Source organism: Jiangella alkaliphila (assembly GCF_900105925.1).
GTDB lineage: Bacteria > Actinomycetota > Actinomycetes > Jiangellales > Jiangellaceae > Jiangella > Jiangella alkaliphila.
This window is the reverse complement of the sequence record NZ_LT629791.1, coordinates 3,976,921-3,995,000: the sequence shown is the minus strand read 5'-3', so window position 1 is coordinate 3,995,000 and position 18,080 is coordinate 3,976,921. Positions and strand designations below refer to the sequence as shown.

18 protein-coding genes (1 of these 18 running past the window's edge) are annotated in these 18,080 nt (G+C 71.8%); 7 read left to right on the top strand and 11 right to left on the bottom strand.

The genetic code is table 11. From position 1 onward, the window contains the following. The 6 genes in view from BLV05_RS18215 to BLV05_RS18190 are tightly spaced (at most 26 nt apart) and all read right to left on the bottom strand, a layout consistent with a single transcriptional unit that may run on beyond the window. Positions 1 to 605, bottom strand: the 5' portion of a protein-coding gene (locus BLV05_RS18215) for a DNA-3-methyladenine glycosylase (RefSeq protein ID WP_046770679.1). 16 nt of this gene lie to the left of the window's left edge; the window shows 605 of its 621 coding nt (coding positions 1-605); its start codon is at positions 603 to 605; its stop codon lies beyond the left edge, outside the window. A gap of 26 nt (positions 606 to 631) precedes the next feature. Beyond that, positions 632 to 1,774, bottom strand: a complete 1,143-nt coding sequence (dgoD, locus tag BLV05_RS18210; RefSeq protein ID WP_046770546.1) for a galactonate dehydratase — start codon at positions 1,772 to 1,774, stop codon at positions 632 to 634. A 21-nt stretch (positions 1,775 to 1,795) separates the two neighbouring features. After that, positions 1,796 to 2,662: a carbohydrate ABC transporter permease gene (locus BLV05_RS18205; RefSeq protein ID WP_046770547.1), complete on the bottom strand. Its 867-nt coding sequence runs from the start codon at positions 2,660 to 2,662 to the stop codon at positions 1,796 to 1,798. Beyond that, positions 2,659 to 3,672 (bottom strand): carbohydrate ABC transporter permease, encoded by a 1,014-nt coding sequence (locus BLV05_RS18200; RefSeq protein WP_046770548.1) that lies wholly within the window; start codon positions 3,670 to 3,672, stop codon positions 2,659 to 2,661. The genes BLV05_RS18205 and BLV05_RS18200 overlap by 4 nt, the downstream gene beginning before the upstream one ends. A gap of 16 nt (positions 3,673 to 3,688) precedes the next feature. After that, a complete protein-coding gene (locus tag BLV05_RS18195) occupies positions 3,689 to 5,110 on the bottom strand; it encodes an ABC transporter substrate-binding protein (RefSeq protein WP_046770549.1) in 1,422 nt (473 codons plus the stop codon). Between the two features lie 11 nt (positions 5,111 to 5,121). Beyond that, entirely contained in the window at positions 5,122 to 7,089 is a 1,968-nt protein-coding gene (locus BLV05_RS18190) for a glycoside hydrolase family 127 protein (protein WP_046770550.1), read from the bottom strand. 153 nt (positions 7,090 to 7,242) lie between these two features. Here BLV05_RS18190 and BLV05_RS18185 point away from each other — a divergent pair, with 153 nt between their 5' ends. Further along, complete coding sequence (locus tag BLV05_RS18185; RefSeq protein ID WP_197683192.1) at positions 7,243 to 8,268, top strand: LacI family DNA-binding transcriptional regulator; 1,026 nt, start codon at positions 7,243 to 7,245, stop codon at positions 8,266 to 8,268. 30 nt (positions 8,269 to 8,298) lie between these two features. Here the strand turns inward: BLV05_RS18185 and BLV05_RS18180 are convergent, their stop codons facing one another. From BLV05_RS18180 to BLV05_RS18160, 5 genes are all read right to left on the bottom strand, one after another. Beyond that, positions 8,299 to 8,571, bottom strand: a complete 273-nt coding sequence (locus BLV05_RS18180; protein WP_046770552.1) for a DUF6510 family protein — start codon at positions 8,569 to 8,571, stop codon at positions 8,299 to 8,301. A gap of 1 nt (position 8,572) precedes the next feature. Further along, entirely contained in the window at positions 8,573 to 9,337 is a 765-nt protein-coding gene (locus tag BLV05_RS18175) for a ferredoxin reductase (protein ID WP_046770553.1), read from the bottom strand. Next, complete coding sequence (locus BLV05_RS18170; protein ID WP_046770554.1) at positions 9,307 to 9,906, bottom strand: sulfite oxidase-like oxidoreductase; 600 nt, start codon at positions 9,904 to 9,906, stop codon at positions 9,307 to 9,309. Before BLV05_RS18170 ends, BLV05_RS18175 begins: the two co-directional genes overlap by 31 nt. A 105-nt stretch (positions 9,907 to 10,011) precedes the next feature. Next, complete coding sequence (locus BLV05_RS18165; RefSeq protein WP_046770555.1) at positions 10,012 to 11,040, bottom strand: DNA polymerase IV; 1,029 nt, start codon at positions 11,038 to 11,040, stop codon at positions 10,012 to 10,014. A 269-nt stretch (positions 11,041 to 11,309) separates the two neighbouring features. Continuing rightward, positions 11,310 to 12,191 carry a hypothetical protein gene (locus BLV05_RS18160; protein WP_152690899.1) on the bottom strand — a complete coding sequence of 294 codons (882 nt, stop codon included), beginning with the start codon at positions 12,189 to 12,191 and terminating at the stop codon, positions 11,310 to 11,312. Positions 12,192 to 12,312: 121 nt separating this feature from the next. Here BLV05_RS18160 and BLV05_RS18155 point away from each other — a divergent pair, with 121 nt between their 5' ends. The 6 genes from BLV05_RS18155 (at position 12,313) to BLV05_RS18130 (ending at position 18,073) form a co-directional block, all read left to right on the top strand. Beyond that, positions 12,313 to 12,696, top strand: coding sequence for a VOC family protein (locus tag BLV05_RS18155; RefSeq protein WP_046770556.1), 384 nt, complete (start codon positions 12,313 to 12,315; stop codon positions 12,694 to 12,696). A 116-nt stretch (positions 12,697 to 12,812) separates the two neighbouring features. Continuing rightward, entirely contained in the window at positions 12,813 to 13,865 is a 1,053-nt protein-coding gene (locus BLV05_RS18150) for a LacI family DNA-binding transcriptional regulator (RefSeq protein ID WP_046770557.1), read from the top strand. A 29-nt stretch (positions 13,866 to 13,894) separates the two neighbouring features. Beyond that, positions 13,895 to 15,196: an extracellular solute-binding protein gene (locus BLV05_RS18145; RefSeq protein WP_046770558.1), complete on the top strand. Its 1,302-nt coding sequence runs from the start codon at positions 13,895 to 13,897 to the stop codon at positions 15,194 to 15,196. Between the two features lie 14 nt (positions 15,197 to 15,210). Further along, positions 15,211 to 16,164 (top strand): carbohydrate ABC transporter permease, encoded by a 954-nt coding sequence (locus BLV05_RS18140; RefSeq protein WP_046770559.1) that lies wholly within the window; start codon positions 15,211 to 15,213, stop codon positions 16,162 to 16,164. Further along, positions 16,161 to 16,991 carry a carbohydrate ABC transporter permease gene (locus BLV05_RS18135; RefSeq protein ID WP_046770560.1) on the top strand — a complete coding sequence of 277 codons (831 nt, stop codon included), beginning with the start codon at positions 16,161 to 16,163 and terminating at the stop codon, positions 16,989 to 16,991. Before BLV05_RS18140 ends, BLV05_RS18135 begins: the two co-directional genes overlap by 4 nt. Positions 16,992 to 16,993: 2 nt before the next feature. Continuing rightward, complete coding sequence (locus BLV05_RS18130; protein ID WP_046770561.1) at positions 16,994 to 18,073, top strand: glycoside hydrolase family 130 protein; 1,080 nt, start codon at positions 16,994 to 16,996, stop codon at positions 18,071 to 18,073. Positions 18,074 to 18,080 lie beyond the last annotated feature (7 nt).

Below are 18,080 nucleotides of genomic sequence, written 5' to 3'. Positions count from 1 at the left end.
GGCACGTGCGGACGGTACGGCGACACCGTCGGCTCCCCGTCCAGCCAGAACCGCCACGGGAACGCGACGCCGTCACCGCCGGGGCCGCTGACGCCGACGCGCGGGCCGGTGCGCACCCGTCCGGCGTCGACGGGCGGACCCGGCTCCAGCGCCGTCGCCGACCCGGGAGAGCACAGGTCGGCGCCGTTCTCGGCCCGGCCGAGGCCCAGGGCGGACGTCAGACGCGCGGGGCCGCGGGCGTACTCGCGCGGCGCCCGCGCGGACGGCCGGCGAACGGCCGCCAGCGACGCGCCCTCGACGACCTCGCCGGCCCGCAGCAGCACCGCCGTCGCCGTCCCGTCGACGTCGCACACCACGTTGGCGCAGAAGTGCATGCCATAGGTGAAGTAGACGTACAGGTGCCCGGCCGGGCCGAACATCACCTCGTTGCGCGGGGTGCGGCCGCGGAACGCGTGCGAGCCGGGGTCCTCGGCGCCCTGGTACGCCTCGACCTCGGTCAGCCGCACCGCCACCGTCCCCTCGGACGTCGTGTGCCGCAGCACGCTGCCGAGCAGTTCCGGCGCGACCGCCAGCCCGGGCCGGGCCAGGAACGAACGCTCCACCATCGCCGTGTCCACGGCGCCAGTATCGGCTACTGGTCGATCACCGAGCCGTCGGCGTGCAGTCGCGTCTCGATCGTCCACGGCTTCGGCGGCGCGGCCTCGACGGCGCCGTCGCGCAGCGTGACGCCGATGCCCGGGACGTCGGGGATGGTGAGGAAGCCGGCGCCGTCGTAGCCGTAGGCGGGGTCGACGATGTCCTTCTTCGGGAACTCGTCCTCGCCCAGCGGGTACTCCTGCAGCACGAAGTTCGGCACGCTGGCGGCGATCTGCAGGCAGGCCGCCGTCGACACCGGGCTCAGCGGGTTGTGCGGGATGACGCCGACGTGGCGGGCCTCGGCCAGCGCCGCGACCTTCTTGGCGCCGGTGATGCCACCGACCAGGCAGACGTCGGGACGGACGTACTGGACGGCGTCGCGGCGCAGCAGCATGTCGAACTCCCAGATGCTGGTGAGCCGCTCCCCCGTCGCGATCGGGACGTTGATCTTGCCGGCGACGTAGGCCATCTCGTCGACGTTGTCGGGCAGCACCGGGTCCTCGATGAACATCGGGTGGTACGGCTCGATGCCCAGCGCCACCTGCACGGCCTCGGCCGGGGTGAGCCGGCGGTGGATCTCGATGCACAGGTCGACGTCGTCGCCGACGGCCTCGCGGTACTGCCGGACGGCGTCGACGGCGCCGCGCACCTTCTGCGCGTGCGTCGCGAAGTACGGCTCGGAGAACGGCTCGTCGAGGAACGGCGTGAGGTGGCCGACGGCGGTGAACCCGGCCTCCTTGGCGGCGATGACGCCGGCCACCAGCTCCTCGCGCGTCGAGCCGAAGACGTGCCCGTAGGCCCGCGCCTTCGACCGGACCCGGCCGCCGAGCAGCTCGTAGACCGGCGTCTCGTAGTGCTGGCCCTTGATGTCCCACAGAGCGATGTCGATGGCGCTGAGCGCACCCATGACGGCCGAGCCGCCGAAGTGGCTGGACCGGTACATGTACTGCCAGTGGTGCTCGATGAGCAGCGGGTCCTTGCCGACCAGGTAGCGGGCCAGCGCCTCGACCGCCCCCGCCGACGCCTCGAGGAACCCCCACGCACCGGACTCGCCGAGCCCGGTCAGGCCGGTGTCGGTCCGAACCTCGACCAGCAGGTACCGGTCGAGCAGGAGGGGACGAACATCGGTCACGATCACGGTGTCTTCTCCAATGAAGGGTCAGTCCTTCACCGAGCCGGACGTGAGTCCTTCGGTGAGGAAACGCTGGACCAGCGAGAACGCCACGACGACCGGGATGGTGATGACCACGCACCCGGCCATGAGCACCGTCGTCGGCGTCCCCACGTTCGCTTCCAGCTGGTTGATGCCCAGGGCGACGGTCCACGAGTCGCGGTCCTCGACCAGGAAGAGCAGGGCGAACAGGAACTCGTCCCACGCCGACATGAACACGTAGATGCCGACGGTGGCGATGGCCGGCGCCGACAGCGGGACGATGACGTGCCGGATGACGCCGAGCCGGGAGGCGCCGTCGATGCGCGCGGCCTCCTCGATGTCGATCGGGACGCTGCTGAAGTAGTTGCGCAGCATGTACAGCGCCAGCGGCAGCGTGTACGCGAAGTAGATGATGATGACGGCGGTGAACGACGGCCGCATGCCCAGCCGCGTGAACATGACGAACAGCGGCACCGCGAACACCAGCGGCGGGAACAGGTACACCATGATGATCGAGGCGTTGATGAACGACGCCCCTCGGTAGCGCAGCCGGGTGGCGGCGTACGCGGCCAGGATGCCGAACGACAGCGAGCAGACGACGGTGACGCCGGCGATGTACGCGCTGTTGCCGATGAAGCCGGTGAACCCGAAGCCGCCGTCCTCGCGGCTGGACAGGATGCGCGTGTAGCCGTCGAGGTCGATCTCGGACAGCCGCGGCAGCAGCCGGCCGGGCTCGTTGAGCAGCGACGACACCGGCCGGAACGACAGCCCGAGCATCACCAGCAGCGGGAACCCCGTCAGGCAGACGAAGAACACGATGCTGACCCAGCGGGCGATGCGGAAGAACCGCTCCTCGAACGCGTGCCGGCTCATGTCTGGTCCCTCCTCGACTGCCAGCGGACGTAGACCGTGAGCACGACGAGCATGACCGCGGCGAGGATCAGCGACAGCGCCGCCGCCGCGCCCGGGTTGCTCCGCCCGATCAGCCACTCGTAGATCTCGATCGAGATGACGCGGGTGCCGGCTCCGCCGCCGGTGAGCAGGTAGATGTTGGTGAAGTCGTTGAAGTTCCAGATGAACCGCAGCAGGAACAGCACCGCCAGCACGCCGCGCAGCGCGGGGAACGTGACGTGGCGGAACTGCTGGCTGATGGTGGCGCCGTCGATGGTCGCGGCCTCGTACAGCGCCTTCGGGACGGCCTGCAGCCGCGCGTAGATGAAGATGAACGCGAACGGGAAGTACCGCCACGCCTCGAACGCGATGACCGTGCTGAACGCCAGCGGGACGGTGCCGACCAGCGGCAGCTCGATGTTCTGCTGGCCGAAGAAGTCGACCCGCGACCAGCCGAGCCAGTCCTGCCCCCAGGCGTTCACGATGCCGTACTGCGGCGACAGCATGGTCCGCCACACGAACGCCGCGGCCACCACCGGCAGCACGTACGGCACCAGCAGCAGCGCCTTCACCGCGCCGCGGCCGCGGAACGGCCGGCGCATGGCCAGCGCCGCCCACAGGCCGAGCAGCAGCGACAGCACCGTCCCGGCGAACGCGTAGACGACGGTGCGCCACACCGTCGGCCAGAACTCGCGCTGCCCCGTCACCAGCCGGAAGTTGTCGAAGCTCAGCTCGGCCTGCAGGAACCCGAACGGCGTGAAGTTGCGCAGCTCGATCAGCCGCAGGCTCTGCAGGCTGATCGTGACGTTCCACAGCAGCGGCAGCAGGACCAGCACGACGGTGGCGAGGATGGCGGGCAGCAGGAGCAGGTACGCGAAGCGCGCTTCCTTGCGTCGCGACGGCGACGGCTTGCGGCCGGGCCTGCCGCGGGGCGCGGCGCCGCCGGGCCGGTCGGGTCCCGGCGGCGCCTGCTGGGTCGTGGACGTGGTCATCGGGTTCCTGACGGGGTCAGCCGGCCGACTCGATGAGGTCGAGCTCGTCGGTCAGCTTCTGCTGGACGTCGGCCGCGGCCTCCTCAGGCGTCAGCACGCCGTTCTGGACCTCGCCGACGGCGGCCGGGATGGTCGTGAGCTCGTACAGCACGCCGACCAGCTCGCCGAAGCCCTGCTGGATGCCCCAGGCGTCGAAGTTCTGCGCGCCGTCGACCAGCTCGGTGACGGTCTCCTCGCCGTAGTACTCGACCAGCGTGCCGTCGCGGTCGACGCCCATGTTCAGCTGCTGCCAGGCGTCGACGAACTCGGTCGGGCTCTCCGGCGTACCGGTGCGCATCGGGATCATGCCGTTGGGCACCTGGGCGAGCCACTCGGTGTAGCCGTCGCCGACCAGGTACTTCACCAGCTCCTGGGCGTTCTCGGTGTCGGCGTCGACGGTGATGCCGAGGTTGCTGATGCGGCCGTACTGCGCGGTGTCGCCGTGGTAGCCCTCGATCTCGGACACGATGCCGGTGTTGGCGGCGAGGTAGCCGGGGTCGGCGGCGCACTCGGCGCAGTTGGCCAACTCGGCGTCCTCGAGGCCGGCGAGGCGGTGCAGCGTGAACGGGCCCTGCGGCATCATCGCGGCCTGGCCGGCCAGGTAGGCGGCGCGCTGGTCGACGCTGTTGAACGTGCCGGCGGGCGCGTAGTCAGTGAGGAGCTCGTTGTAGAACTCGAACGTCTCGACGCAACGCTCGTCGTCGAGGGCCAGCTCGTCGTTCTCGCCGATCAGCTGGCAGCCATTGCCCAGCGCGAAGTGCTCGAAGATCTGCTGGGTGACCTGGTGGCCGGGGTCGTTGCCGAGCACGATGCCGTAGCGGTCGTTCTCGGGGTCGTGCAGCGCCTGCGCCGCCGCGAGGATGTTCTCGAACGAGGTCGGCGGCTCGAGGCCGGCCGCGTCGAACCAGTCCTTGCGGTAGTGCATGATCAGCCCCCAGCCCGAGGTGGGGACCGCGGCGACGGTGTCGTCGACGGTGGCGAACTCCAGGCCCGCCTCGCGGAACGTCGACGGGTCGAGCTCGTCGACGACCTCCTGCGCGGCCTCGGCGTCGAGCAGCCCGTCGGCCAGCCAGCGGCTCGTCATGACCATCGGGTGGTCGACGACGTCGGGCAGCGTGCCGGACGCCGCGTTGGTGATCATCTGCTGCGGGACGGCGGTCTCCTCGACAGTGACCAGCTCGACCTCGATGCCGGTCTCCTCGGTGAACCGCTCGAGGTTGGCCTCGGTGCGGGCGACGCGGTTCGGCTCGGACTCGAGCGTCCAGAAGGTCAGCGGTTCGGACGACTCGCCGCTGCCGCCGTCGGTGTCGTCGCCGCCGCCACACGCGGTGACGGCGAGCGCGGCCGCGGCGGCGGTCAGCGCCACCGCGAGGCGGCGGCGGTTCGTGGAGAGAGGCATCGTCGGTTCTCCTATGACTCGTTGACGATCGCAGCGGCGGTGCCGCGGCGGGGCGAACGGGGCAACCAGACGCGCATGGCGCCGCCGTCGCGGTTGTCCCAGAGGTGGTAGGGCACGGCCCGGGCGGTGACCTGGGCCTTCACGGCCGGCTCGGCCGCGTGGCCGGTGCCGTAGGGCAGGCCGGCGCGGGACGGCGCGGCCAGGACGTCGGCCGCGGTGTCGACGACGGTGACCGGGCCGGGCAGCCCGGGGCTGCTCTCACGGCGCACCGTCCGGGTGGCCGCGCCGGTCAGCGCGAGATCGTCGAGCGTGACGGCGGCGGGCTGGTCGATCTGCTCGAAGCAGTACACGAGCGGTCCGCGCTCGACGGCGACGGTGCCGCGCAGGGCGTCGATGCGGTGGTGCGGGTAGGTGAGCCGCGGCGCGACGTCCAGCTCGAGCTCGACGGTGTCGCCCGGCCGCCAGGCGCGGTCGACGACGAGATAGCCGCGCTCGTCCGTCACGGCGTCGGTGCGGGCGCCGTCGACGGTGAGCGTGGTGCGGTCTGCGGCACTCCAGCCGGGCAGCCGCAGCTCCAGCCGCCACGGCGCCGCCGGGGTCTGCTCTACGGTGACGCGGACGCGTCCGTCGTCGGGGTACTCGGTCGCGACGGTGAGCCGGATGCCGTCGTCCCCCGGAGTCTCGATGACCGCCGGTACGAAGAGGTGCAGCTGGACGCCGTCGCCGCTGGTCGTGGCCACGTAGTGACCGAGCGAGCCGACCAGCCGGGCGACGTTGGGCGGGCAGCACGCGCACCGGAACCACGGGCGACGGCGACCACCCTTGGGCGGCGGCGTGAAGTCGGGCCGGCGCTGCAGCGCGTTGACGTAGAAGAACCGGTCGCCTTCGACGTTCGTGCTGGCCGCGACCGTGTTGTAGAGCGTGCGCTCAATGAGGTCGGCGAAGCGCGACTCGCCGGTGGCCAGCAGCAGCCGCCAGCTCCAGTGGATACTCGCGACGGCGGCGCAGGTCTCGTTGTAGGACTGGTCGGGCGGCAGCTCGTCGCGGTCGCCGAACGCCTCGAACAGGTGCCGCGAGCCGTGCCCGCCGGTGAGCGCCGTCTTGTGCGCGACGGCGTCGTCCCAGCGGCGGATCGACGCGGCCAGCAGCTCCTCGTCGCCGGTCTCGACCGCGACGTCGACCGCGCCGGCCTCGAGATAGAGCGCCCGCACGGCGTGGCCGTTCAGTGTCGTGGCGGTGCGGAGCGGCTCGTGGTCGACCAGATAGACGCAGCCGCGATCGGACTCGCCGGCGAAACCGTAGCCCCGTCGTTCCACGAACTCGGCGGCCTGGTCGAGGTAGGACCGCTCGCCCGTGTGCCGGTACAGCTCGACCAGCGCGGTCTCGACTCCGGGGTGCCCGTCGAGGTCGGTGCGGCCGCCGCGGAGGAACTCGGCGACGACGTGGTCGGCGGCCCGGCGGGCGACGGCGAGCAGGCGGTCGTCGCCGGTGGCGCGGTCCAGAGCCACGGCGGCCTGGATGAGGTGGCCGTAGCAGTACAGCTCGTGGCTGGAGACGAGGTTCGCGTAGCGATCGCCGGGCGCGGTGACCTGGATCCGGGAGTTCAGGTAGCCGTCGGGACGCTGGGCGCGCTCGAGGACGCCGGTCCAGTGGTCGACGGTGGCCTCGAGCTTGGCGTCGGGGCCGTCGGCGGCCAGCTGCCAGGCGACGGCCTCGAGGACCTTGCTGACGTCGGAGTCGGCGAAGTGCATGCCCTCGAACTCGCCCTCGGCCTCGCCAGCCGCGATCTCCAGGTTGCGCAGCGTGCCGGTGCTCTCGACCAGGGCGACCGCCGCCGGGACCGTGACGTCGCGCGTCCGCCGCTGCCACTCCCCCGCCAGGCCGCCGGTGACCCGCACGCGGTCGACGCCGAGCGGCCACAGCCGCACGGCCGCCGCGGCGGACGGCGCCACCGGTCCGGCCGGCGTGGTGTGTGTCATGGACGCTCGCTCTCGGAAACTGTTTTCCTGCACTTGAGCCCGGTGTAGTGTGAACATCCGGAATAGGTTTTCTGGCGGCACGCTAGTGTGCCTCGCCAAGCATCGTCAAGAACCATCACCATGAGCGGATCGACCTGAGGGGTGAAAAGAAGGGTGACTCAGCAGCGGGTACCCACCGTCCGCGACGTCGCCGCGCGGGCCGGCGTGTCGGTCGGGACGGTGTCGAAGGCGCTGAACAACCGCGGCCAGTTGCGCGACGAGACCCGGGCCCGGGTCGTCGCCGCTGCCCGCGAACTCGGATTCCGGCCCAACTCGCTGGCCCAGAGCCTGCAGTCCGGCCGCACCTTCACCGTCGCCGTCATCACCACCGACCGGTTCGGCCGGTTCGGCAACCCGCTCATGCTCGGTGTCGAGGACGCCCTCGGCGCCGACCGCGTCTCCGTCTTCCTCTGCGACACCCGCGACGACCCCATCCGCGAGCACCACCACGCCGAGACCCTCGACGAACGCCGGGTCGACGGCATCATCGTCGCCGGCCGCCGCAAGCAGACCCGGCCGCCGCTGGCGGTCGCCTCAGCGGTGCCGGTGGTCTACGTCATCGCGCAGTCCAGCGACCCCGGCGACTTCTGCGTCACGACGGACGACATCGGCGGCGGGGTGCTGGCGGCGCGGCATCTGCTGGCCAGCGGGCGCACCCGCATCGGCCACATCACCGGCCCGGAGCGCTTCGCCGACCCCCGCGAGCGCGCCGCCGGGTTGGGGCAGGTGCTCGACGAGGCCGGCCTGGACCTCGCCGGACGGCAGGTGTTCTACGGCGAGTGGAGCGAGGACTGGGGCCGCCGCGCCGCCGAGATGCTGCTGCACGCCGCCCCCGACACCGACGCCGTCTTCTGCGGCTCCGACCAGATCGCGCGGGGGGTCGTCGAGACCTTGCGCGACCGCCGGCTGCGGGTGCCGGGCGACATCGCCGTGATCGGGTTCGACAACTGGGAGCCGATGGCCGCGGGGTGCCGGCCGCCGCTGACCACGGTCGACCCCAATCTGCGCGAGGTGGGCCGGGTGGCGGCGACCCGGCTGCTCGACCTGATCGCCGGCCGGCCCGTCGAGGGTGGCGTCGAGACGGTGCCGGCGTGGCTGATGCTGCGCGAGTCGACCGGGGTGCGGCTGGTCGAGCCCTGAGGCCCGGCCGGCGGCGTCAGGCCGACAGCGTCAGGCCTGCGGTGGCAGTGGGACGCGCAGGCTCAGCGTCCCCTGCAGGTCCAGCCAGGCCGCGTCGGGCGAGCGGACCAGCCGCAGCATGACGTGCTCGCAGCTCGGGCAGCGGGCCACCCAGCCGAGATTGTGGCCGTAGACCCGCAGGTCCGCGACCCGGCGCGTGTCGCCGCAGCTCACGCAGCGCCCGGTCGCCGCGGTGACGTCCACGGCGAACAGCTCGGTGAGCGGGCCGGCCAGCACGTTGCCGTCCTGGAACTCGTCTGTCATGTCAGTCTCCAGTAGGGCCGAAGCGCTCGGTACGGACGCGGCGCGGGTCGTGACCCAGGCCGACCAGCGTGCTCGCCACCTTCTCGACGAACCCGGTCGGGCCGCAGACGAAGCAGGTGGGCTCGAACCGCGGCGGCCAGCCGTACAGCTCCAGGTCGGCGGCACCGATGCGGCGGGGTGGGCGGGGGACGCCGGTGGGCGCCGAACGGGTGTAGACGGTGGTGATGTCGAGGCCGCCTTCGTCGCGGACGGCGCGGCGCAGCTCGGCCGCGTAGAACTGGTCCGACGGCGAGCGCACCGAGTAGATCAGCCGGAACGGTGCCCGGCTGCGGGCCAGCCGTCGCGCGCGGACCATCGCCATCAGCGGGACGATGCCCGCCCCGCCCGCGACCAGCAGCACCGGCCCCGTCCGGGACGGATGCCAGACGAACCAGCCGCCGACCGGACCACGCAGCTCGACCGGGTCGCCGACAGCGAATGTGTCCGTCAGGTACTCGGACACCTCGCCGCCCTTCACCCGCTGGATGGTCAGCTCGACGCGGTCGCCGTCAGCCGGCGTGGCCAGCGAGTAGCTGCGCTCGGTGCTGTAGCCGTCCTCGTCGGTGAGGCGGACGTCGACGTGCTGGCCGGGCACGTGACCGGGCCAGCCGGGCACGTCCAGCAGCAGCGTCCGGGCGGTCGCGGTCTCGGTGCGGGATCCGGCGAGGGTCGCGACGCGCCACTCGAGCCGGGGGCTCAATCGCCCGCGTAGCGCTGCTCGCGCCACGGGTCGCCGTAATTGTGGTAGCCGACGCTCTCCCAGAAGCCCGGCTCGTCGAACTCCTGCAGCTGGATGCCGCGCACCCACTTGGCCGACTTCCAGAGATACAGGTGCGGCACCAGCAGCCGCGCCGGCCCGCCGTGCTGCGGCGCCAGCTCGGAGCCCTCGAACTCGTAGGCGATCCACGCCTTGCCGTCGAGCAGGTCCTCGAGCGGCAGATTCGTCGTGTAGCCCCCGTAGCAGTGCACGAGCGCGTAGTCGGCCGTCGTCTCGACGTCCTCCATGAGCAGGTCGAGCGACACTCCGCGCCACGTGGTGCCCAGCTTCGACCACTTCGTGACGCAGTGGATGTCGACGGTCGGCTCCTCGGCCGGCAGCTCCTGCAGCTCGTCCCACGTCCAGCGGTACTCCTGGCCGGTCTCGCTGGCGATGGTGAACTCCCACCGGTCCAGCGCGACGTTCGGCGTCGGCCCGGCGGACAGCACCGGGAAGTCCTCGGTCAGGTACTGACCCGGCGGTAGCTGCAGGTCAGCGTCGTGCCGCCTTCTCCGGAACCCCGGAGAAACGATCCCCATCGTTCCACCCCGTTTCCTCGCGCCTCACGGACGCGCCCTTCCACCCTGGGCACATGGTGCTCCCCCCTCGGGCAAGAGTCCAGAGCATTCGTGATGTCGGGGCCGTCAACCACCGAACTCGGCACGAACACCCAGGAGCCGGACCGGCCGGCGGTCGGCGAACCGGCCGAGCGCCACCAGCGCGGCCGCGGCCAGCACGTCACCGTCGCTGGTGGGCTCGGGCAGTTTGTGGCCATGTGTGGAGGTGAAGAACGGGGCGTACCGGACCTTCACGACGACGCGCACGGCGGGCCGCTGCTCGGCGACGACCTCCTGGGCGACCTCGTGCGCCAGCCGGACCACCTCGCGGCCGACCTCGTCCCAGTCCTCGAGGTTGCGCTGGTACGTGAACTCCTTGCCACGCGACCGGGCCAGCCACGGCTCGCCGGTGACCCGCGCCGACGCGACGCCGCGGGCGACGCGCACCAGCCACGGGCCGATGGTGGGGCCGAACCGGGCGGCGACGGTGTCGGGGTGCGTGGAGGCGAGGTCGCGGACCGTGTGGATGTCCATCTCGGCCAGCTTCTTCGCCGTCTTCGCGCCGACGCCCCACAGCGCGTCGGACGGGCGGTCGCCGAGCACGTCGAACCAGGAGTCGTAGGTGAGCGTGGCGACGCCGGCCGGCTTCCCGAACCCGGTGGCCAGCTTGGCCTGCAGTTTGTTCTCGCCGATGCCGACGGTGCAGTCGAGGTCGGTGGCCTCGCGGACGCGCCGCTGGATGCGCCGGGCGGTGCCCTCGGGGTCTTCGTCGCCGGGTGGGCCCGCGTCGAGGAACGCCTCGTCCCAGCCGAGCACTTCGACGGTGCCGAACTCGCGCAGCGTCTCCATGACGTCGGCGGAGACCGCCTCGTACGCGGGTTTGTCGACCGGGAGGAAGACGGCGTCGGGGCAGCGTTTGAGCGCGGTGCGCATGGGCAGGCCGGAGTGGACGCCGAACGCGCGCGCCTCGTACGAGGCGGTGGCGACGACGCCGCGCTTGGTGGGGTCTCCGTCGCCGCCGACGACGACCGGCTTGCCGGCCAGCTCGGGACGGCGCAGCACCTCGACGGCAGCGATGAACTGGTCGAGGTCGACGTGCAGGACCCAGCGGGACACAGCGCCATTGTGTCGCGCCACGGCGTCCGGCCGCGCCGACAACGTCGGGCCTGCAGGCCGTGGGTCGCGGGCCGGGTCGGCGGGTCGGCGGGCCGGTCCCGAGTCGCCGCTGGAGGTCTGCCGTCGCATTCGATGGCAGAGCTCCATCGCGCGATGGAGGTCTGCAGTCTGATCCGACGGCAGAGCTCTGTCGGGCCGGGCAAGCGGGCCGGCCAGCTGCGCCAGGCCGGTTCGGAGAGCGGCCGGGGTCGGCTAGCGGCCGGGGTCGGCTAGCGGCCGGGGTCGGCGGACGGGTCGTCGGTTGCGGCGCGCCAGACCTCGCCCGGCGCCTGCTGCCGCTCGCCGGCCGGCGGCGCCTCGTCGGCCTTCCCCTCGCCGGACCTCGCCTCGCCGGACTCCGCCTCGTCGGACCTCGACTCATCAGCCGGCGGCGCGTCGGCGGGTGCCGGCGTCTCGGCCACATCATCCGAATCATCGGCGGCGGGGCGGGGGTCCTTCGCGACCTCGGCGCCGTGGGCGTCGTACTCGACCTCGGGGGTGGAGACCGTGCCGGCGACAGGGAAGCGCGCGGCGTCGTCGACGTGATCGTCGTGGGTGGGCGCGCCGCCGAGGAAGTCGCGGATGCGCTGACCGTAGGACGCCGCCTTGGAGGGGTCGACGGGGAAGGTGACGTCCTCGACGAGGCGGGCGACGGTGTCGCGGACCTTCGTCGTGCCGGCGTTGGTGGCGGCGCCGCCGAGGATGGAGCTGACCTGGTCCTGCACCGACGTGATGGTGTCGCCGACGAACTCGCGGATGCCGGAGTCGTGGACGGGGCACCGCGGCAGCGCCGACTTCACCGGGCGGACCAGCCGCTGCCGCCGTCGCCACGCCGGGTCGTGCAGATACCCCTGGCCGTCGACGGCGTAGCGGCAGATCAGCCCCTCGGTGGCCAGCGCCTCGAGGTCGTCGGCCATGGCGGTGGTCGGGTGCTCGTCGAACCGCAGCGCCCACAGCCGCCCGTTGACCACGGCCGCGTTGTCGACCGCGCGGCCCTCGTCGTCGAGGACGGTGGGCAGGTAGGCCCAGGTGTAGGCGGCGGCCAGCGGCAGCCCGGCCACCCGCTCGTCCTGGACGTCGCCGGGCTGAATGGTCCTGGGACTGTGCGCCATGGTCGGCTCCTTCATCGGCTCACGTCGGCTCCTCTACGAATCTACGTCAGCTCCGGCCGCCCGGAACGGGTCTACGCTCGTCGACTGAGAGCACAGGACCGCGCTTGAGGGGGCGCTCATCATGACCGAACCAGTGGTGCACTTCGAGATCCCGGCCGACGACCTCGACCGAGCCCGCGAGTTCTATCGCGCCGCATTCGAGTGGGACCTCACTCCGATGCCGGAGGTCGACTACACCATCGTCTCCACCACACCCGCCGACGAGACCGGCCGGCCGAAGGACCCGGGCGCCATCAACGGCGGCATGTACACCCGCGACGCCGACCGGCCCCATCCCGTCGTCACCATCGGCGTGGACGACGTCGACGAGGCCCTGGCGGCGGTCGAACGGCTCGGCGGGGCCGTCGTGCTGCCGAAGACGGAGGTCATGGGGATGGGCTTCGCGGCCTACTTCCGCGACACCGAGGGCAACGTGCTCGGCCTCTGGCAGAACGCCGCCGGCTGACGCAAGGACGTCCGCGCCCGGCCGGCCAGCCGGACCGCATCGCGTCTTGCGGCGTCATCTAAACCGGTATAGGCTCCATCGCTAAACCGGTTTAGATCATCCTGGAGGCGCCGCCGATGCCAGCCGAACGACCCACCATCGCCGACGTCGCGCAGCGAGCGGGCGTCAGCAAGGGGCTGGTGTCGTTCGCGCTCAACGACAAGCCGGGCGTCTCGCCGCAGACGCGCGACCGCATCCTCGAAGCCGCCCGCGACCTGGGCTGGCAGCCGAGCCTCCGCGCCCGGGCGCTCTCGGTGAACCGGGCGTTCGCGCTGGGCCTGGTCATCAGCCGCGACCCGGAGATCATCACCGGCGACCCGTTCTACCCGTCGTTCATCGCCGGGGTGGAGCGCGAGCTCGCGCCCGCCGGGCAGGCGCTGGTGCTGAGCGTCGTCCCGGACGAGGAAGCCGAGCTGGCCGCTTACCGGAAGCTGGTCGCCGACCGCAGGGTCGACGGCGTCTTCATCACCGACCTGCGCCACGACGACGCCCGCATCGAGCTGGCCCGCGAGCTGAACGTCCCGGCCGTCACGCTCGGCCACCCGGAGACGCCGTCGCCGTTCCCGGCGGTGTCGATGGACGACCGCGCCGGCATCGAGGCCGCCGTCGACCACCTGGTCGGGCTCGGCCACCGACACATCGCACACGTCGCCGGGCCGGCCCGCATGCTGCACGGCAGCCGCCGGCGCCGCGCGTTCGAGGACGCGATGGCCCGCGCCGGGCTGCCGGCCGGCCTGGTCGTCGAGACGGAGTTCCGGGCCGCCGACGGCGCCCACGCGACGCGCGACCTGCTCTCCCGCCCCGACGGCCCGACCGCGATCGTCTTCGCGAACGACCCGATGGCGATCGCCGGGCTCGGCTATGCGCAACGCTCCGGGCTGCGGGTCCCGGACCAGCTCTCGGTCACCGGCTTCGACGGCAGTGACGTGGGCGAGCACATCTTCCCCGCTCTCAGCACCGTGGCCACCGACGCGGTCAGTTGGGGCGCCGTCGCCGCGCGAGTACTGCTGCGGTCGATCGCCGGCGAGGAGCCCGGCGACACCGACCTGCCGCCCGCGCGCTTCGTGCCCCGCGAGTCGACCGCGCCGCCCACCGACCCCACCGGAACCCCCACCCGGACCGGCCGCTGACGCCGTCCGGGCCGACAGAAGGAGACACCGTGCAACGACGCACCCGAGTCACCGCCGCCGTGCTGACCGCGGCCGGCCTGTTCGTCGTCACCGCGTGCGGCGGCGACGACGAGACGTCCTCCGGCGGCGACGGCGACAGCGGCGGCCGCGGCGACATCACCATCTGGTACTCGAACAACGAGTCCGAGGTCGCCTGGGGCGAGCAGATGGTCGAGGCGTGGAACGCCGAGAACCCCGACGAGCAGATCGAGGCGCAGGAGATCCCGGCCGGCGCCAGCAGCGAGGAGGTCATCGGCGCCGCAATCACCGCGGGCAACGCGCCGTGCCTCATCTTCAACACCGCGCCGGTCGCGGTGCCCGACTTCGAGCGGCAGGGCGGCCTGGTGTCGCTGTCGAGCTTCGACGACGGCGACAGCTACGTCGAGGAGCGCAGCGGCGACATCGCCGAGCAGTACCGCTCCCCCGATGGCGAGTACTTCCAGCTGCCCTGGAAGTCGAACCCGGTGATGATCTTCTACAACAAGGCGATGTTCACCGCGGCCGGCCTGGACCCGGAGAACCCGCCGCTGGGCACGTACGACGAGTTCCTCGAGACCGCCCGCACGCTCGTCTCGTCGGGCGCGGCCCCACGCGCGATCTGGCCGGCTCCGACCAGCGAGTTCTTCCAGAACTGGTTCGACTTCTACCCGCTCTACGCGGCCGAGACGGGCGGCACGCCGCTGGTCGAGGACGGCGCGGCGACGTTCGCCGACGACGCCGGCACCAGCGTCGCGGAGTTCTGGAAGACGCTGTACGACGAGGGCCTGGCCAGCCGCGAGACCTACCAGGGCGACTCGTTCGCCGACGCCCAGGCGGCGATGGCGATCGTCGGCCCGTGGGCGATCAGCGTCTACGGCGAGAACATCGACTGGGGCGCCGTGCCGGTGCCGACGTCGGCCGGGACCGCCGCCGACCAGACCTACACGTTCAGCGACGCCAAGAACATCGGCCTCTACACCGCCTGCGAGAACCAGGCGACGGCGTGGGACGTCCTGAAGTTCGCCACCAGCGAGGAGCAGGACGGCCTGTTGCTGGAGATGACCGGCCAGATGCCGATGCGCCAGGACCTGCCCGGCACCTACCCGGACTACTTCGCCGCCAACCCGACGTACGAGGCGTTCGGCGACCAGGCCGCCCGCACCGTCGAGGTACCGAACATCCCGAACTCCGTCGCCGTGTGGCAGACGCTGCGCGACGCGTGGTCGCAGTCGGTGATCTTCGGTGAGGGCGACCTCCAGGAGTCGCTGCAGGGCGCCGCCGACGAGATCGACGGCCTGGCCGGCCAGTCCTGACGGGCGGCCGTGACATGACGGTCGTCGACACGGGTGCCCGTGAGGCGGGCGACGCAGCGCCGTCGCCCGCCCGGCGCCGGGCGCGCCGCCGCGGCATCCTCGGCAAGAACCCGGCCGGGCTGCTGTTCAGCGCGCCGTACCTCGTGTTCATCGCAGTGGTGTTCGCGTTCCCGCTGGGCTTCGCGGTGTGGATCTCGTTCCACGACTACTTCTTCGCCGCGCCCGGCGCCGACGTCGACCGGCCGTTCGTCGGGCTGGACAACTACACGGACGTCCTCTCCGACCCGGACGTGCGCCGCTCGTTCGTCAACATCGGGATCTTCCTGATCATCAACGTGCCGCTGACGGTCCTGCTGTCGGTGGTGCTGGCGACGCTGCTCAACCAGGTGGTCCGCGGCCGGTTGTTCCTGCGGGTCAGCTTCTTCGTCCCGTACGTGGCGGCGTCCGTCGCGATCGTGGGCGTCTGGCTGTTCCTGTTCAGCGGCGACGGGCTGGTCAACGAGGTGCTCGGGCCGCTGGCGCCGGATCCGCCGTGGCTGATCAACTCGTTCTGGGCGATGCCGTCGATCGCGTTCTTCGTCACCTGGAAGCAACTGGGCTTCTACATCCTGCTGTACCTGGCGGCGCTGCAGAACGTCCCGCGCGAGCTGTACGAGGCCGCCGCGACGGACGGGGCGGGCCGGCTGCGGACGTTCTGGTCGGTGACGGTGCCGGCGGTGCGGCCGGCGACGGTGCTGGTGGTGCTGCTGTCGACACTCATCGGCGCGAACCTGTTCACCGAGCCGTACCTGCTGACGGGCGGCGGCGGGCCGAACGGCGCGTCGGCGTCGCCGGTGCTGATCATGTACCAGCGCGGCATCGAGCAGGGCACGCCCGGCGTGGCCGCGGCCATCGGCGTCATCCTCGTGCTGCTGGTGCTGCTGGTCGCCTGGCTGCAGCGGCGCTTCGTCGGGGGTGGTGAGTCGTGAACCGCGGTGTGTCTGTGCTGCGCTACCTCGTGCTCGGCGTCGGGGCGCTGGCGTTCCTGTTCCCCTTCTACATGGTGGTCGGCTCGCTGCAGGAGTCGCCCGACCCGACGCCGTCGGGCGCGTTCCCGGACCCGTCGAACCTGACGCTGGACAACTACGCCGACATCGACGGGCGCATCGACCTGGTGCAGGGGCTGGTGAACTCCGGCATCTTCACCGGCGGGGTCATCCTCGGGACGGTGGTGTTCGGCGTGCTGGCCGGGTACGCGCTGGCGGTGCTGCAGTGGCGCGGCCGCGGCGCCACGTTCGCGCTGGCGCTGCTGGTGCAGGTGGTGCCGTTCCAGCTGCTGATGATCCCGCTGTACGTGCTGATCGCCCGCGACTACGGGCTGGCCGACAGCTACCTCGGGATGATCCTGCCGTTCGCGATCAACTCGACGGCGGTGATCGTGTTCCGGCAGTACTTCCTGCAACTCCCCCGCGAGCTGTTCGACGCGGCGGCTGTGGACGGAGCGGGCGATCTGCGCACGCTGTGGAGCGTCGCGCTGCCGCTGGTCCGCCCGGTGGTGCTGACCGTCGTGCTGGTTACGTTCATCGGGCCGTGGAACGAGTTCCTGTGGCCGTTCCTCATCACCAAGGAGCAGTCGATGCAGCCGCTGGCGGTGTCGCTGGCCAACTACATCAGCAACATCCAGGCGTCGGCGGCCAACCCGTTCGGCGCGGTGCTGGCCGGCGCCGTCGTCCTCGCGGCTCCCGCCGTCGTCCTGTTCATCGTCTTCCAGCGCTACTTCCGATCCACGAACGTCGGCTCCGGAGTGAAAGGCTAGGCATGCCCGTCTCCACCTTGATCCCCTACACGCTGACCCGGCTGGGTGTCGTCATGACGCCCGAGGACGGCAACCCGCTCGAGGCCGAGGGGGTGCTCAACCCGGCGTCCGGACGCGATCCCGACGGCGTCCTGTACCTGCTCCCCCGGCTGGTCGCGGCCGGCAACGTGTCGCGCGTCGGCCTCGCCCGCCTGCTGATCTCCGACGACGGCGTGCCGGTCGGCGTCGAGCGGTCCGGCGTCGTGCTCGAGCCGGACCGCGCCTGGGAGCGCGGCGCGTCGCACGGCGGCGTCGAGGACCCGCGGGTGACGTTCGTCCCGGCGCTCGGGCTGCACGTCATGACGTACGTCGCCTATGGGGCGCTGGGGCCGCGGACGGCGCTGGCGGTGTCGGGCGACCTGCGGTCGTGGCGGCGGCTCGGCCCGGCGCTGTTCGCCTACGACGACGACCTCGACGTCGACCTCAACCTGTTCCACAACAAGGACACCGTGTTCTTCCCGACGCCGGTCGTGTCGCCGGCCGGGGTCGAGAGCCTGGCCGTGCTGCACCGGCCGATGTGGGACCTCGGCGAGATCCGCCCCGGTCAGGGCGTCGTGCTGCCGCGCGGCATCACCGACGAGCGGCACAGCATCTGGATCTCCTACGTCCCGCTGGCGTCGGTGCTGGAGGACGTCCGCGAGCTCGTGCACTGGCGCGAGCACCGGTTCCTCGCCGGCCCCAAGTACGCGTTCGAGGAGCTGAAGATCGGCGGCGGGCCGGCGCCGCTGCGCGTCCCCGAGGGCTGGCTGCTGCTGCACCACGGCGTCACCGGCGTGCTCGCGTCGGGCGTCGACCAGCAGCAACGGGTCAACTACGCCGCCGGCGCACTGCTGCTCGACGCCGACGACCCGTCCGTCGTGCTCGCGCGGACCCCGTCACCGCTGCTCGCGCCGGAGACGGACGACGAGCGCAGCGGCATCGTCCCGAACGTCGTCTTCCCGACCGCGATCGAGGAGATCGGCGGCGCGCACTACGTCTTCTACGGCATGGCCGACAGCAAGATCGGCGTCGCCCGGCTGGACCGCACCGACCCTCTGACGTGAAGGGAGA

Excerpts from the sequence above, each read along its gene's own strand:
- BLV05_RS18205 (WP_046770547.1), bottom strand. The coding sequence starts at position 2,662 with ATGAGCCGGCACGCGTTCGAGGAGCGGTTCTTCCGCATCGCCCGCTGG.
- BLV05_RS18200 (WP_046770548.1), bottom strand. The coding sequence starts at position 3,672 with ATGACCACGTCCACGACCCAGCAGGCGCCGCCGGGACCCGACCGGCCC.
- BLV05_RS18195 (WP_046770549.1), bottom strand. The coding sequence starts at position 5,110 with ATGCCTCTCTCCACGAACCGCCGCCGCCTCGCGGTGGCGCTGACCGCC.
- BLV05_RS18190 (WP_046770550.1), bottom strand. The coding sequence starts at position 7,089 with ATGACACACACCACGCCGGCCGGACCGGTGGCGCCGTCCGCCGCGGCG.
- BLV05_RS18180 (WP_046770552.1), bottom strand. The coding sequence starts at position 8,571 with ATGACAGACGAGTTCCAGGACGGCAACGTGCTGGCCGGCCCGCTCACC.
- BLV05_RS18170 (WP_046770554.1), bottom strand. The coding sequence starts at position 9,906 with ATGGGGATCGTTTCTCCGGGGTTCCGGAGAAGGCGGCACGACGCTGAC.
- BLV05_RS18160 (WP_152690899.1), bottom strand. The coding sequence starts at position 12,191 with ATGGCGCACAGTCCCAGGACCATTCAGCCCGGCGACGTCCAGGACGAG.
- BLV05_RS18155 (WP_046770556.1), top strand. The coding sequence starts at position 12,313 with ATGACCGAACCAGTGGTGCACTTCGAGATCCCGGCCGACGACCTCGAC.
- BLV05_RS18150 (WP_046770557.1), top strand. The coding sequence starts at position 12,813 with ATGCCAGCCGAACGACCCACCATCGCCGACGTCGCGCAGCGAGCGGGC.
- BLV05_RS18140 (WP_046770559.1), top strand. The coding sequence starts at position 15,211 with ATGACGGTCGTCGACACGGGTGCCCGTGAGGCGGGCGACGCAGCGCCG.
- BLV05_RS18130 (WP_046770561.1), top strand. The coding sequence starts at position 16,994 with ATGCCCGTCTCCACCTTGATCCCCTACACGCTGACCCGGCTGGGTGTC.